Here is a 13,874-nt window from a genome sequence, read left to right as displayed (position 1 = left end):
GCCACAGGCAAGGATGGGAGTCGAAGGACCGCGCGGGATCGCCGCAGGCTCGACCAGAGCTCATAAACCCGCCGGGGATGACTGGCGATGAATAGGCCGATTCTACACCGCTGGCGCGGCGAGGGAATGCAGATGTGGAGGCTTGGCGAGGGGATTGCAGCAGGAAAGGGCCGCTTGGCGGCCCTTTTTGGCAGCGATCAGCTGTTTGGCAGCAAGCGGCAGGTGATGCTCTTGATGTAGCGGGTCTCGGCGATGGCCGGGTGCACCGGGTGGTCCGGCCCCTGGCCGCCGCGCTCGAGCAGCTGCAGGTTGCGGTCCAGGTGACGGGCGCTGGTCAGCAGGATGTTATGCAGGTCGTCCTCGGGCAGGTGCATCGAGCACGAGGCGCTGACCAGGATGCCGTCCTTGGTAAGCATGCGCATGGCCTGTTCGTTGAGGCGGCGGTAGGCTGCTTCGCCGTTTTTCAGGTCTTTCTTGCGCTTGATGAAGGCGGGCGGGTCGGCAATGATCACGTCGAAGCGTTCTTCGGCGGCCTTCAGCTCGCGCAGGGCCTCGAACACGTCGCCTTCGATGCAGGTCAGCTTCTCGCTGATGCCGTTCAGCGCGGCGTTGCGCTCGACGCCGTCCAGGGCGAAGCCCGAGGCATCCACGCAGAACACCTCGCTGGCGCCGAACGCGCCGGCCTGCACACCCCAGCCGCCGATGTAGCTGAACAGGTCGAGCACACGCTTGCCCTTGACGTAGGGGGCCAGGCGCGCGCGATTCATGCGGTGGTCATAGAACCAACCGGTCTTCTGGCCTTCGCGTACCGGGGCTTCGAACTTGACGCCGTTTTCTTCCAGCGCGACCCAGTCTGGCACTTCGCCATAGACGGTCTCGACATAGCGCTCGAGGCCTTCGGCGTCACGGGCGGCGGAATCGTTCTTGAACAGGATGCCGCTGGGCTTGAGCACCTGGACCAGGGCGGCGATGACGTCGTCCTTGTGCGCTTCCATGGTGGCCGAGGCCAGTTGCACCACGAGGATGTCGAAGAAGCGATCGACCACCAGGCCCGGGAGCAGGTCGGAGTCGCCGTAGACCAGGCGGTAGCACGGCTTGTCGAACAGCCGCTCGCGCAGCGACAGGGCCACGTTCAGGCGGTGCACCAGCAGCGACTTGTCCAGCGGCAGCTTGATGTCGCGCGACAGCAGGCGGGCGCAGATCAGGTTGTTCGGGCTCATGGCCACCACGCCCAGGGGCTTGCCGTTGGCCGCTTCGAGAATGGCCTGCTGGCCGGCCTTCAGGCCTTGTAGCGGGGTCGCGGCAACGTCGACTTCATTGCTGTAGACCCACAGGTGGCCGGCGCGCAGGCGGCGGTCGGCGTTGGCTTTGAGACGAAGGCTGGGCAGGGACATGACGTCGCTCCGGGAAAAAGAGCGGGAGTATACCCTGTCGCCTGTTGGCGCGTCCCTTGTGGGAGCGGCCTTGCGTCGCGAAAGGGGCGCGCAGCGGCCCCAGGTTTTCAGCTGCGCAGCAGCCATTGTCGGGGCCGCCTCGCGGCCCTTGCGCGACACAAGGCCGCTCCCACAACAACTCAGTGGTTGGTCGCTTGGCGCGTCAGGAGGTTAGAATCCCCCGGTCCCCCCAGAGTAAGCACGCATGTCCCAGGAACTTACCGCCGAACAGATCCAGCAAGCCCTGCAAGGCATCACCATCCCGCCGCAACCGCAGATCATGGTCGACCTGCAGTTCGAGCAGTACATGCCCGACCCGGACCTGGAGACCATCGCCAAGCTGATAGCGCAGGACCCAGGGCTCTCCGGCGCCTTGCTCAAGCTGGTCAATTCGGCGCAGTTCGGCCTGGCGAACAAGATCGGTTCGATCCAACGCGCGGTGAACCTGCTGGGCAGCCGCTCGATCATCAACCTGATCAATGCGCAATCGATCAAGGGCGAGATGAGCGACGAGACCATTGTCACCCTCAACCCGTTCTGGGACACCGCCCAGGACGTGGCCATGACCTGCCTGACCCTGGCCAAGCGCACTGGCATCCAGGCGGTGGACGAAGCCTACACCCTGGGCCTGTTCCACGATTGCGGCGTGCCATTGATGCACAAGCGCTTCCCCAACTACATGGAAGTGCTGGAAGAGTCCTATGCCAAGGCCAATGACGAAGTCCGCGTGGTGGACACCGAGAACCGCGTGTTCAACACCAACCATTCGGTGGTCGGCTATTTCACCGCCAAGTCCTGGCGCCTGCCCGAGCACATCAGCGCGGCCATCGCCAACCACCACAACGCCCTGGCGGTGTTCCGCGACGACTCCTCGCGCAACACCCAGACCCAGCTGAAGAACCTGCTGGCGGTGCTGAAAATGGCCGAGCACATTTGCGCTTCGTACCGTGTCCTGGGCAACCAGAGCGTCGACCACGAATGGAACATGGTCGGCCCGCTGGTGCTGGACTACATCGGCCTGACTGATTACGACTTCGAGCAGCTCAAGCAGAACATCCGCGAAATGGGCGGGCACTGAACCATGCCGGAATTACCAGAGGTCGAGACCACCCGCCGTGGTATCGCGCCGCACCTCGAAGGCCAGCGGGTCAGCCGTGTGGTGGTGCGCGACCGGCGCCTGCGCTGGCCGATTCCAGAAGACCTCGACGTGCGCCTGTCGGGGCAGCGCATCGTCAGCGTCGAGCGCCGCGCCAAGTACCTGCTGATCAATGCCGAGGTCGGCACGTTGATCAGCCACCTGGGCATGTCGGGCAACCTGCGTCTGGTCGAGCTCGGGCTGCCGGCGGCCAAGCACGAACATGTGGATATCGAGCTGGAGTCGGGGCTGATGCTGCGCTACACCGACCCGCGTCGGTTTGGCGCCATGCTCTGGAGCCTCGATCCGCTCAATCATGAACTGCTGATCCGCCTCGGGCCGGAGCCGTTGACCGAGCTGTTCGACGGCGAGCGGCTGTTCCAGCTGTCGCGCGGGCGCTCGATGGCGGTCAAACCGTTCATCATGGACAACGCCGTGGTGGTGGGAGTGGGCAACATCTACGCCACCGAAGCGTTGTTCGCTGCCGGAATCGACCCGCGCCGCGAGGCGGGCGGGATCTCCCGGGCGCGCTACCTGAAGCTGGCGATCGAGATCAAACGGGTGCTGGCGGCGGCCATCGAGCAGGGCGGGACCACCTTGCGCGATTTCATCGGTGGCGATGGGCAGCCGGGGTACTTCCAGCAGGAGTTGTTCGTGTACGGGCGCGGCGGGCAGCCGTGCAAGCTGTGCGGTACCGAACTGCGCGAGGTGAAGCTGGGGCAGCGGGCGAGCGTGTTCTGCCCGAAATGCCAGCGTTGAGTCAATACGTGCAGCGATCCCAGTGGGAGCGGGCTTGCCCGCGAACACCGGCGTAGCCGGTGCCAGGCATCGCGTTGCCTGATTCGCCAGCAAGGCTGGCTCCTACAGGAGTTTGAATCGGATCAGTCGACGACTGTCGCCTGCCCCACACCCCTGGGATCACTGGCCGCTTCCATGGTCCCACCAGCCTTGTCCCAGTACAGTACCTGCTGATTGCCGTACTGGCGCCCGACATCCCTCAACCGATACCCACGTTCTTCAAGCTCGGTCTTTTGTCTTGCGCTGAACGTCCCCGGCTCATGCTCCACCACATCCGGCAGGTACTGATGGTGATAGCGCGGCGTCGCTGGCCACTCGGCCACCGGTCGTCCTTCGAGGAAGCCCATTACCGACAGCAGCACCATGCTCGGGATCCGGCTGCCACCCGGCGTGCCGAAGCTGGCGAACTGGCCGGGGCTTTCGATGAAGGTCGGGCTCATGCTCGACAGCGGCCGCTTGCCCGCCGCCACCGCGTTGGCCTGGCTGCCGGCCAGGCCGTAGCTGTTGCTGCCCCCGGGATCGGCGGCGAAATCATCCATCTCGTTGTTCAGCACCAGGCCCGTGCCGGGCACGCTGAACGCCGCGCCGAATGGCAGGTTGACCGACAGGGTGGCGGAAACGGCGTTGCCCTGGGCGTCGATCACCGAGAAGTGCGTGGTGTGGTCACCTTCGCGCCAGGCGGGTGAAGGTGGCAGGGCGCTGCTCGGGGTGGCTTGGCGCACATCGATGCTGTCGGCCAGCCCCGTCAGGTAGTGCCGCGCCAACAGGCGATTGATCGGGTTGCCGACGTAGTCCGGATCACCCAGCAGGCCGCGGTCGCGGTAGGCCCGGCGCAGCACTTCGATCACATAGTGGCTGCGCTGCACCGGCTCGGCGCTCTGCCAGGGCAGGCGCTGGAGCATGGCCAGGCTCTGGGCCAGGGCGATGCCGCCGGCCGAGGGCGGCGGGCTGCTGATCAGCTCGCGCTGTTCGGCCAACGGGTAGCGCAATGGTTCGCGCCAGGCTGTGCGGTAGCCGGCCAGGTCGTCCAGGGTCCAGATGCCGCCAGCCTGGCGCACGCCATCGACCAGGCGCCGAGCCAGCGGGCCGCGATAGAAACCGTCGCGGCCATGCACGGCCAGGCCTTGCAGGGTGACGGCCAGTTCAGGCTGGCGGATTACCGTGCCCAGCGCCGGCACCTCATTGGCGGCAAGGAACAGCCGGGCGCTCTCGGCGTCGTCGCGCAGGGCGTTCAGGCGCATGGTCGCGCGGTCGCGGTAGATGCGGTCGACGGCGAAGCCCTGGTTGGCCAGGCGAATGGCCGGGGCCAGGCTGTCCTTGAGCGGCAGCCTGCCGTGGCTGGCGGCGAGGTCGGCCAGGGCCTGGGGCAGGCCGGGGATGGCGGCGGCCAGCGGGCCGTTGATCGACAGGCCGGGCTGCACCTTGCCGTCTTTCAGGTACATGTCGGCCCGAGCGGCGGCGGGCGCGCGCTCACGGGCGTCGAGGAAGGCATAGCGGGGCGTGTCGCCGCTTTCACGCAGGAGGAAGAAGCCGCCACCGCCCAGGCCGGAGCCATAGGGCTCGACCACGGCCAGCGCGGCGCTGATGGCCACGGCGGCATCGAAGGCGTTACCGCCCTGCTGCAGAACCTGTTGCGCCGCCGCGGTGGCCGCCTGGTGCGGGCTGGCGATCGCGGCGCGGCCCGGGTCATCGGCCAGGGCACTGGTGGCCAGCAGCGCCAGGATGGCGCCGATGGCTGCGCGGCGTATCGCGGCGACGAACGGCATCAGGCCTTGCCGGTGATCCGGCGGTACTTGGCCATCAGCTCGTCTTCGGTTTCCGGGTGGGCTTCATCCAGCGGGATGCAGTCGACCGGGCAGACCTGCTGGCACTGCGGCTCGTCGTAATGGCCCACGCACTGGGTGCACAGGTTGGGGTCGATCACGTAGATCTCTTCGCCTTGCGAGATGGCGGCGTTCGGGCACTCGGGTTCGCAGACGTCGCAGTTGATGCAATCGTCGGTGATGATCAGGGACATGGGGACTCCGGCCTGGGCATCGGGCCCGGGCATGTTTCAAAGCGATGGGCGCAATTGTGCCGGATTCGCGCCCGCAGTGCACGCGGGCGCGACATCCTGCCCCGCGCCTTACTTGCGGAAACGCTCGGTCAGCGCGTCGGCCACCGCCGGGTGGACGAACTTGGTGATATCCCCCCCCAGCGCAGCGATTTCCCGGACCAGGGTCGAGGAAATGAACGAGTAGCGCTCGGACGGGGTCAGGAACAGGCTCTCGACGTCCGGTGCAAGCTGGCGGTTCATGTTGGCCAGTTGGAACTCGTACTCGAAGTCGGAGACCGCGCGCAGGCCACGCAGGAACACATTGGCACCCTGCTCCTTGGCAAAATGCGCCAGCAGCGTGGAGAAGCCGATGACTTCGACATTGGGCAGGTGCTTGGTGACCTCGCGGGCCAGCTCGACCCGTTGTTCCAGCGGGAACAGGGGGTTTTTCTTGGGGCTGGCGGCCACGGCGATGATCACGTGGTCGAACAGGCGCGAGGCGCGCTCGACCAGGTCACCATGGCCTTTGGTAATGGGGTCGAAAGTACCCGGGTACAACACTCGGTTCATCGCGTCATCCTGGCTGGAGTGCGTTGGGGAGTCGGATGGTAGCGCAGCGATTGCGCTCGGCCAAGTCGCGTGGCCGGCCGATGGCACTATAGACAGTACGGCCATTGGCTGTCATGCGCGCGGTGCCAGGCGGCCGATCAATGCGTCGCTGAGCCGCGCGGCCAGGGCATATACCGATAATTGCGGGTTGGCGCCGATGCTGGTGGGGAACAGCGAACCGTCGTGAATCGACAGGTTTTCCAGCTGGTGGTGCCGGCCGAGGCTGTCGCAGACCGCCTGGCGCGGGTCTTCGCCGAGGGCGCAGCCGCCCATCACATGGGCGCTGCCCAAGCGCATGCGCAGCAGTTGCAGGGGGAGTCGGTCGATCATCGCCTGGGCCTGGTCGGCCGTGTCGACATAGCGCGCATCGCCGTGCACCGGCAACACCCGGCGCGCGCCGGCGGCGAACTGGATCTGCGCCATGCTGTGCCAGGCGCGACGCAAGCCGTCGCGCAGGTAGTCGGTGACGGGGTAGTCGAGCACCGGCGAGCCGTCGCCGCGCAGCTCCACCTGGCCGCCCGGGCTGTCGGGGTGGAAGCCATCGCGCAGCAGCGCCAGCATCACGTGGGTATGGGGCAGCTCGGCCATGCGCAGGGCATTGTCCTGGCCATGGCCGCCGAGCAGGGTGCTAGCCAGCGCCGGGTGTAGTGGCGGGACTTCGAGTTTGTAGCCGACCGGCCCGGTGACACCAGCCTGCCATTGGAACTGGTCGCTGTAGATTGACTGCGGGGCGCCGTAGTAGGGGTCGATGGGTGCGTCGAACTGTGCGGCGCTGAAGTTGACTAGGTGCAGGAAGGTGCGTTTGCCCAGGCGCTGGTGGGGGTCCGGCGCCTGTGAGCGCAGCAGCAGGGCCGGGCTGTTGATGCCGCCGCCGGCCAGCACGTAGTGGCGGGCACGGACGCGCACCTGGCGACCGGTGGGCTGGATGCCTTGGGCGTCGAGGGCCTGGCATTGCAGGTGGTCGATGCGCTGGCCGTCGTGGCTGAAGCGTGCGGCGCGGGCCAGGTAGAGCAGTTCGCCGCCCTTGTCCAACGTGGCGGGGATGCTGGTCACCAGCATCGACTGCTTGGCGTTGACCGGGCACCCCATGCCGCAATAGCCCAGGTTCCAGCAGCCGCGCACATTGCGCGGGATCACCGCCCAGCGATGGCCGAGGGCTTCGCAGCCGCGGCGCAGCACATCGTTGTTGGCATTCGGCGGCAGCGCCCAGGGGCTGATGCCCAGGCGCTGCTCCATACGCGCGAACCAGGGCGCCATGGCGGCGCTGTCGAGGCCTTTGACCGCGTGTTCCCGGGCCCAGTGTTCCAGGGTCTGGGGTGGCGTGCGGAAGCTCGAGGTCCAGTTGACCAGGGTGGTGCCGCCCACCGCGCGGCCCTGGAGAATGGTGATGGCGCCATCCTTGCTCAGGCGCCCCAGGCCTTCCTGATAGAGGTCGGCATAGGCCTCGTTTTCCAGCAGATGGAAGTCGCTGCTGGTCTTCAGCGGGCCTTCCTCGATCAGCAGTACCTTCAACCCGGTGGCGCTGAGCGACTCAGCGGTGGTGGCGCCGCCTGCGCCACTGCCGATCACGGCGACGTCGGCTTCGAGGGTCAGGTCCTGTTCCAGGCGTGAACCGTCATGGGTGGTCCAGCCTCGTTCGAGGCCTTGGCGAAACGGGTCGGGCACGGGCATGGGCTTTTCTCTGGCGACTACCGGGTGGTTGAAATCCTGGGGGCGATGAGTCAGATCCTGGGTGGGCCGGGGTAGCCGCAGGCGGCCCAGGCTTCGGGGCGTTCGTACCAGGCCATCAACAGCAATTGCAGCAATGACGCGTGGCCTTGGCGCAGCAGGTCCAGTGAGCTGTCGCGCCAACGTTGCAGAAACGCCTCTATCTGCGCGTCTCCAGCGTTCGCCCAGTTGCCCCAGACTCCGGTCAACGGCCCGCGGGTCAGGGGCAGGCTGAGCACATCGAACAACTGCCGGCTGAGCTTGAGCATGGCCGGCGACAGCGCTGCCAGCTTGTGGTCGAGGCTGTGCAGCACCTGTTCCGGCGTCGCCTGGGTGCCGGCAAGCACCACGGGGATCAAGGCCCGCAGCAGCGGCAGGTCGTCCTCGCGCAGTGCCTGGTAGCCGGCCGAGGGCGCCTGCTGGGTGCAGCCGACCAGGCTGGTCGCGCCCAGGAACAGCGTGGCGCCCACGCCGAAGCGCAGCAGCTCGCGCCGCTGCATCAACGGATGAACAGCTTGTAGACCAGGCGCTGCAAGGCCTTGCCATAGGGCGGGTAGATCAACCGGGCGGCATTGATGCGCTGCTTGGTCAGCACCGCCTTGGCCTTGCTGAAGGTCAGGAAGCCCTCGTGGCCGTGGTAGTGGCCCATGCCAGAGGGGCCGATACCGCCGAATGGCAGGTCGTCCTGGGCCACGTGCAGCAGGGTGTCGTTGAGGCAGACCCCGCCGGAATGGCTGTCGCGCAACAACCGGGCCTGCTCGTCGCGGTCGTAGCCGAAGTAGTACAGGGCCAGCGGGCGCGGGCGCTCTTTGATGTAGGCCAGGGCGTCGTCGAGGCTGTCGTAGGGCACCAGCGGCAGCAACGGGCCGAAGATCTCCTCGTGCATCACCTGCATGCCGTCGTTCACCTCCAGCAGCAGGTGCGGCGGCAGGCAGCGGCCCTGGCGCGGTTCGTCGGGGTACAGGTCGAGCACCCTGGCGCCGCGTTCGCGGGCATCGGCCAGCAAGTGCTCCAGGCGCTGCAACTGACGCGGGTTGATGATCCGGGTGTAGTCCGGGTTGTCGGTGACGCGCGGGAATTGTCGGCGCACGGCGCGTTGGTAGGCGTCGGCGAAGGCGTCCAGCCGAGGGCGTGGCACCAGCACGTAGTCGGGGGCGACGCAGGTCTGGCCGGCATTGAGGAGCTTGCCGAAGGCGATGCGTTCGGCGGCGGTGTCCAGGGGCACGTCAGCCGACACGATGGCCGGCGACTTGCCGCCCAGTTCGAGGGTCACCGGGGTGAGGTTGTGCGCGGCCGCCTGCATGACATGACGGCCCACGCTGGTGGCGCCAGTGAACAGCAGGTGGTCGAAGGGCAGGCGTGAGAAGGCCTGGCCCACTTCCACCTCGCCCAGCACCACGCTGACCAGGTCGCTGGGGAACACCCGCTCCAGCAATGCCTTGAGCAACAGGCCGGTGGCCGGGGTGGCCTCGCTGAGCTTGAGCATCACCCGGTTGCCGGCGGCCAGGGCGCCGGCCAGCGGGCCGATGGCGAGGAACAGCGGGTAGTTCCACGGCACGATCACCCCCACCACCCCCAGTGGCTGGTACAGCACCTTGGCGCTGGCCGGCTGGAACGCCAGGCCCACGCGTCGGCGCGAAGGCCGCATCCAGCGCTGCAGATGGCGCTCGGCGTGGCGCAGGCCCTGCACCGAAGGCAGCAGTTCGGCGATCAGGGTCTCGTCGCGGCTGCGCCCGGAAAAGTCGCTGTCGATGGCCGCGATCAGTGCCTCCTGCTCATTGACCAGCGCTTCGCGCAGGCTTTTCAGCCACTGCCGGCGTTGCGCCGCCGGGGGCATGGGATTGCCGACGAATGCCTGGCGCTGGGCGGCGAACATCGCCTCCAGGCCGAGGTCGGATGCAGCAGGAGGCGGAGTGATGATCGAGGTCATGGCACGGGCACCCGTGGTTGAGGATTAATAGAGCCTATACTCTAATTCGTTCCAGGGTGAGTGTTGCTTCGGCCAGATCAACGGACATTTACGCAACCTGGCGCTGACGTTGCCGGCCAATAGCCCGTAAGATGCCCCATCACTTGAACGCCCGGAGACTGGAGCTGAGCATGGCCCCGCGCATGAAGACCCGAGAGCGCATCGTGCAGAACAGCCTGGAGCTGTTCAACCAGCAGGGCGAGCGCTGTGTCAGTACCAATCACATTGCCGCGCACATGGAAATCTCGCCCGGCAACCTGTACTACCACTTCCCCAACAAGCAGGCGATCATCGCCGTGCTGTTCAATCAGTACGAAGAACTGGTCGACAGCTTCCTGCGCCCGCCCCAGGGCCGCGTCGCCACCGTTGAGGACAAGCGCTTTTACCTCAAGGCGCTGCTGGCGGCGATGTGGAACTACCGTTTCCTGCACCGCGACCTCGAGCACCTGCTCGACAGCGATCCGGAGCTGGCCGCCCGCTACCGGCGCTTTTCGCGGCGTTGCCTGCAGCAGGGCCAGGCGATCTACCGCGGCTTCGTCGAAGCCGGGATCCTGGCCATGGATGCGGCGCAGATCGAATCGCTGACCATCAATGCCTGGATCGTGCTGACCTCCTGGGTGCGTTTTCTCAGCACCACCCGCGAGCATAGCGCGCACCTGGGTGAAGAAGCGTTCATGCGCGGCGTCTACCAGGTACTGGTGCTGGAGCTGGGCTTCGTCACGCCCGCCGCGCGCAGTGCCGTGGACACCCTCTGCGAAGAATTCCACGTACCTTTCAACCAGGCCCTGGAGCACTGAGCCAAGGCCTTCGAGTCACTTGTCAGGAGATTGTCATGCCCCTTGCGCAACTGATCACCCCGCAACAACTGGCCGAACGCCTGGACGCCCCCGGCCTGGTGATCCTCGACTGTCGCTTTGCCCTGGAAGATGTCGACTATGGCCAACGCAGCTATGCCGAGGGGCATATCGCCGGCGCGCATTTCGCCGACCTTGAGCGCGACCTGAGCGGGCCGGTGATCAAGGGCCGTACTGGGCGACACCCGTTGCCGGACCCGCAGCGGCTGGTCGAGCGCCTGCGTGAGTGGGGTGTGGACAATGACAGCGAGGTAGTGCTCTACGACGATGGCCCGGGTGCTTATGCCGCCCGCGCCTGGTGGCTGCTGGCCTGGCTGGGCAAGCGCGACGGGGTGTTCATCCTCGATGGCGGCCTCAAGGCCTGGCATGCCGCGCATTTGCCGCTGAGCCTCGATCCACCGTTGCGGCGCGAGGGCAGCTTCAGCGGCGAGCCGGACATGAAGTTGCTGATTGACGCCGAGCACCTGGTCAAGCATCTGGGCGAAGCAGACCTGACCCTGATCGACGCCCGTGCGTTGCCGCGTTTCCGAGGCGAGGTCGAGCCGATCGACCCGGTGGCCGGGCATATTCCAGGGGCGCAATGCGCGGCGTTCACCGACAACCTCGGTGGCGACGGACGATTCCTGCCTGCCGCGCAGCTCAAGCAGCGTTTTGCCGAAAAACTGGGCGATCGTTCGCCAGGGCAGCTGGTGTCCTACTGCGGCTCGGGGGTGACGGCTTGCCACAACCTGTTTGCCCTGGCGCTGGCGGGATACCCGCTGGGACGGCTGTACGCAGGTTCCTGGAGCGAGTGGATCAATGCTCCGCAGCACCCAGTGGCGACCGGCGACTGACCCAGATTCGGAGCCATGATCGAAATTGCTGGGGCTGCTGCGCAGCCCTTTCGCGACGCAAGGCCGCTCCTTGTATCTCGACTTTCGCCTCCCTAGAGGCGAAAGTTCTCGACTGATCATCGAGGGAAGGCCTTGAAGCAGAGCCGCTCCAAGGGCATCAAGCCCGCACTGTAGATAACGCTCTGGTCTTCCAACCCCACTCGACGAGTTCGAACGGTATCTAGTGCCCGCCCCCGGCGTGAGCACGCATTAACAAGGTTGAACTGAGTGTAGGGTGATCGACTTTCGTAGTTTGAAGGAGGAGATCATGTCCGTCTTTGTTGGCGTTGATGTCGCCAAAAAATCTTTCGACATTGCCATCCCGCTCCCCAATGGCAAGATGCGCACCAAAGCCAAGCTGTCCAATGATCCTGGAGGGTTCAGGCAGTTTAGCGACTGGCTTGAGCGCCATGCTGAACCAGGCGCCTGGATTGTTATGGAGGCTACAGGCATCTATCACGAAGCGCTGGCCGAGCACTGTCACAACCAAGGTTATCGGGTGTGCATTCTGAACCCGGCGGTGATTGCGAAATTCGCTGACGTGGAGCTTCGGCGCGTCAAAACAGATAAGGCTGACGCCAAAGTCATTGCTGCCTATGGCCAACAAAAGGCTGTCTCGCTTCGCCAGTGGGAGCCTGAGCCCCCTGCGCAGCGCCGCTTGCGTGCTCTGGTGCGGCGACTGGACGACCTCAAGGAAATGCGCCAGATGGAGCAGAATCGTTTGGATGTCGCACTAGATGCGGTACAGCAGTCGATTCAAGACGTAATCGGGCACATCAACGAAGAGCTGGAAAAGACCAGGAAGGCCATCGAGCAGACGATCGATGATGATCCAGACCTGCGCAAGCGACGTGAGCTGATTACCTCGATTGATGGTTTGGGTGACACCACTGCTACGTTGCTGCTCGCCGAACTGGGCGATCCACTGAAATACCAAAGCCCTTCTGCGATTGTCGCGTTTTCAGGCTTAAACCCAGTGGTGCAGCAATCGGGAGAGTTCATAGGTAAGAGCACTATTTCGCGTACAGGCGCCTCAAGGCTGCGTGCAGGCTTGTGGATGTCAGGCACTGTCTCAATCAGACATAACCCTGTTGTGAAGGAACTGGCAGAGCGGTTGAGCAGCCGGCACAAAGCTTACAAACAGATCGTCTGCGCGGCGATGCGCAAGCTGCTGCACCTGGTTTACGGGGTGGTGAAGTCGGGGATACCGTTTGACCCCAAAATCCCTCTTGCGGGGTGAGAGTCAAGACGGTATCTACAGGGACCGCGCCGACCTCATGCCATGCGCTACGCCTGTGGGAGCGGGTTTATCGGGGCGCCGAACCGCCGTGAAGCAAGCGACGCGGTGCCTGCACCGGCTGTGCCGGTGTTCGCGGCTGAAGCCGCTCCCACAGGGGAGGGTTGCCTGAGCGATCTCCTGCAGAATTACCGTTATCGACCTTCCAGAAGCCACTGCGGAATCCGCCGCTCCAGGTAATACCCCGGATTGCGCAGGCTGCCGTCGACAAAACCGACATGGCCGCCTCGGCTGTGCAATTCGAACTGTGTCCCTGCCGCCAGCTCATGGGCGTTTGGCAGGCTATGGTCGAACACGAATGGATCGTCGCTGGACTGGATGATCAGCGTCGGCGTGCGGTTCTCGCCCAGGTAATAGCGGCTCGAGGCGCGCCGATAGTAATCGTGGGCATCGCTGAAACCGTTGAGCGGCGCGGTTACCCGTCCATCGAAGTCCCAGAAGGTCCGCAGGTTGCGCAAAGGCCCCAGGCGTTCGATCTCGGCCAGCCCTTGATGGTGGCCCTGGTCGCGAAAATGCCGCTGCTTGTCCTGCACGTAGGCCAGCATCTCGCGCATGAAGTGCGCCTGGTAGATCTTGGAAAACCCTTGGCCGATGCGGTCGGCGCATTGGTCCAGGCGAAAAGGTACCGACACCGCCACCGCCGCTTCCAATTGGCTGGCCGAACCACTTTCGCCCAGATACTTGAGCAGCACGTTGCCACCGAGCGAATAGCCCACGGCGTACAGCGGTGCCAGCGGTCGTTGGGCGCGCAAGTGGCGGATGGTTTCGGCCAGGTCCTCGCTCGCCCCAGAGTGGTAACTACGCGCCAGCAGGTTGGGTTCGCCCGAGCAACCACGCCAGTTCACCGCGACGCTGGCCCAGCCTTGCGCCTGCAGTGCTTGCTGCAAACCTTTGACGTATGGGGAGTGGGATGAACCGGTCAGACCGTGCAGCACCAGCACCAGCGGTGCGTCGGGCTGGTGCGGGCCGTGCCAGTCGAGGTCGAGGAAGTCGCCGTCGGCCAGCCACAGCCGTTCGCGCTGGCGTGACAGGTCGGGAAGCTTGCGCCACAGCGGCCCCCACAAGGTTTGCAGGTGGGGGTTGGACAGGCCGGTGGCCGGGCGGAAGGTGGCGGTGAGGCTGGGCATGCGGCGGGGCTCGTGTTGTGCCCGCCTAGAGTGCCATG

13 protein-coding genes are annotated in these 13,874 nt (G+C 65.5%); 5 read left to right on the top strand and 8 right to left on the bottom strand.

What is annotated here, in order from left to right; all coding sequences use genetic code 11:
* Positions 1–197: 197 nt before the first annotated feature.
* Positions 198–1,394: a class I SAM-dependent rRNA methyltransferase gene (locus tag HU772_RS23480; protein WP_186662228.1), complete on the bottom strand. Its 1,197-nt coding sequence runs from the start codon at positions 1,392–1,394 to the stop codon at positions 198–200.
* A 298-nt stretch (positions 1,395–1,692) separates the two neighbouring features.
* Here HU772_RS23480 and HU772_RS23475 point away from each other — a divergent pair, with 298 nt between their 5' ends.
* Both HU772_RS23475 and mutM read left to right on the top strand, forming a co-directional pair.
* Complete coding sequence (locus tag HU772_RS23475) at positions 1,693–2,511, top strand: HDOD domain-containing protein (protein WP_186662237.1); 819 nt, start codon at positions 1,693–1,695, stop codon at positions 2,509–2,511.
* Between the two features lie 3 nt (positions 2,512–2,514).
* A complete protein-coding gene (gene mutM / locus HU772_RS23470) occupies positions 2,515–3,327 on the top strand; it encodes a bifunctional DNA-formamidopyrimidine glycosylase/DNA-(apurinic or apyrimidinic site) lyase (RefSeq protein WP_186662229.1) in 813 nt (270 codons plus the stop codon).
* A gap of 122 nt (positions 3,328–3,449) precedes the next feature.
* Here mutM and ggt read toward each other — a convergent pair whose 3' ends face one another.
* From ggt to HU772_RS23440, 6 genes are all read right to left on the bottom strand, one after another.
* Positions 3,450–5,132 carry a gamma-glutamyltransferase gene (ggt, locus tag HU772_RS23465; protein WP_186662230.1) on the bottom strand — a complete coding sequence of 561 codons (1,683 nt, stop codon included), beginning with the start codon at positions 5,130–5,132 and terminating at the stop codon, positions 3,450–3,452.
* The gene (locus tag HU772_RS23460; protein ID WP_011531711.1) at positions 5,132–5,383 is read right to left on the bottom strand and encodes a YfhL family 4Fe-4S dicluster ferredoxin; all 252 of its coding nucleotides are present in this window, start codon (positions 5,381–5,383) and stop codon (positions 5,132–5,134) included. Before HU772_RS23460 ends, ggt begins: the two co-directional genes overlap by 1 nt.
* A 108-nt stretch (positions 5,384–5,491) precedes the next feature.
* Complete coding sequence (coaD, locus tag HU772_RS23455; protein WP_134691301.1) at positions 5,492–5,971, bottom strand: pantetheine-phosphate adenylyltransferase; 480 nt, start codon at positions 5,969–5,971, stop codon at positions 5,492–5,494.
* Between the two features lie 111 nt (positions 5,972–6,082).
* Positions 6,083–7,681 carry a GMC family oxidoreductase gene (locus HU772_RS23450; RefSeq protein ID WP_186662231.1) on the bottom strand — a complete coding sequence of 533 codons (1,599 nt, stop codon included), beginning with the start codon at positions 7,679–7,681 and terminating at the stop codon, positions 6,083–6,085.
* 50 nt (positions 7,682–7,731) lie between these two features.
* Positions 7,732–8,217 (bottom strand): twin-arginine translocation pathway signal protein, encoded by a 486-nt coding sequence (locus HU772_RS23445; protein WP_186662232.1) that lies wholly within the window; start codon positions 8,215–8,217, stop codon positions 7,732–7,734.
* A complete protein-coding gene (locus HU772_RS23440) occupies positions 8,217–9,647 on the bottom strand; it encodes a coniferyl aldehyde dehydrogenase (RefSeq protein WP_186662233.1) in 1,431 nt (476 codons plus the stop codon). Before HU772_RS23440 ends, HU772_RS23445 begins: the two co-directional genes overlap by 1 nt.
* 170 nt (positions 9,648–9,817) lie before the next feature.
* On the opposite strand from HU772_RS23440, the gene HU772_RS23435 reads away from it, so the two are divergent.
* The 3 genes from HU772_RS23435 to HU772_RS23425 all read left to right on the top strand — a co-directional run bounded on the left by HU772_RS23435 (position 9,818) and on the right by HU772_RS23425 (position 12,652).
* Positions 9,818–10,483: a TetR/AcrR family transcriptional regulator gene (locus HU772_RS23435; RefSeq protein ID WP_186662234.1), complete on the top strand. Its 666-nt coding sequence runs from the start codon at positions 9,818–9,820 to the stop codon at positions 10,481–10,483.
* 35 nt (positions 10,484–10,518) lie between these two features.
* On the top strand, positions 10,519–11,373 hold the full coding sequence (locus tag HU772_RS23430) for a sulfurtransferase (protein ID WP_186662235.1): 855 nt from the start codon (positions 10,519–10,521) through the stop codon (positions 11,371–11,373).
* A gap of 307 nt (positions 11,374–11,680) precedes the next feature.
* Positions 11,681–12,652: an IS110 family RNA-guided transposase gene (locus tag HU772_RS23425; protein ID WP_217858722.1), complete on the top strand. Its 972-nt coding sequence runs from the start codon at positions 11,681–11,683 to the stop codon at positions 12,650–12,652.
* Between the two features lie 191 nt (positions 12,653–12,843).
* Here the strand turns inward: HU772_RS23425 and HU772_RS23420 are convergent, their stop codons facing one another.
* Entirely contained in the window at positions 12,844–13,836 is a 993-nt protein-coding gene (locus HU772_RS23420; protein ID WP_186656716.1) for a hydrolase, read from the bottom strand.
* Positions 13,837–13,874: the final 38 nt, after the last annotated feature.

It is taken from the genome of Pseudomonas xantholysinigenes (genome assembly GCF_014268885.2).
Taxonomy (GTDB): domain Bacteria; phylum Pseudomonadota; class Gammaproteobacteria; order Pseudomonadales; family Pseudomonadaceae; genus Aquipseudomonas; species Aquipseudomonas xantholysinigenes.
This window is presented reverse-complemented; position numbering and strand designations above follow the sequence as displayed.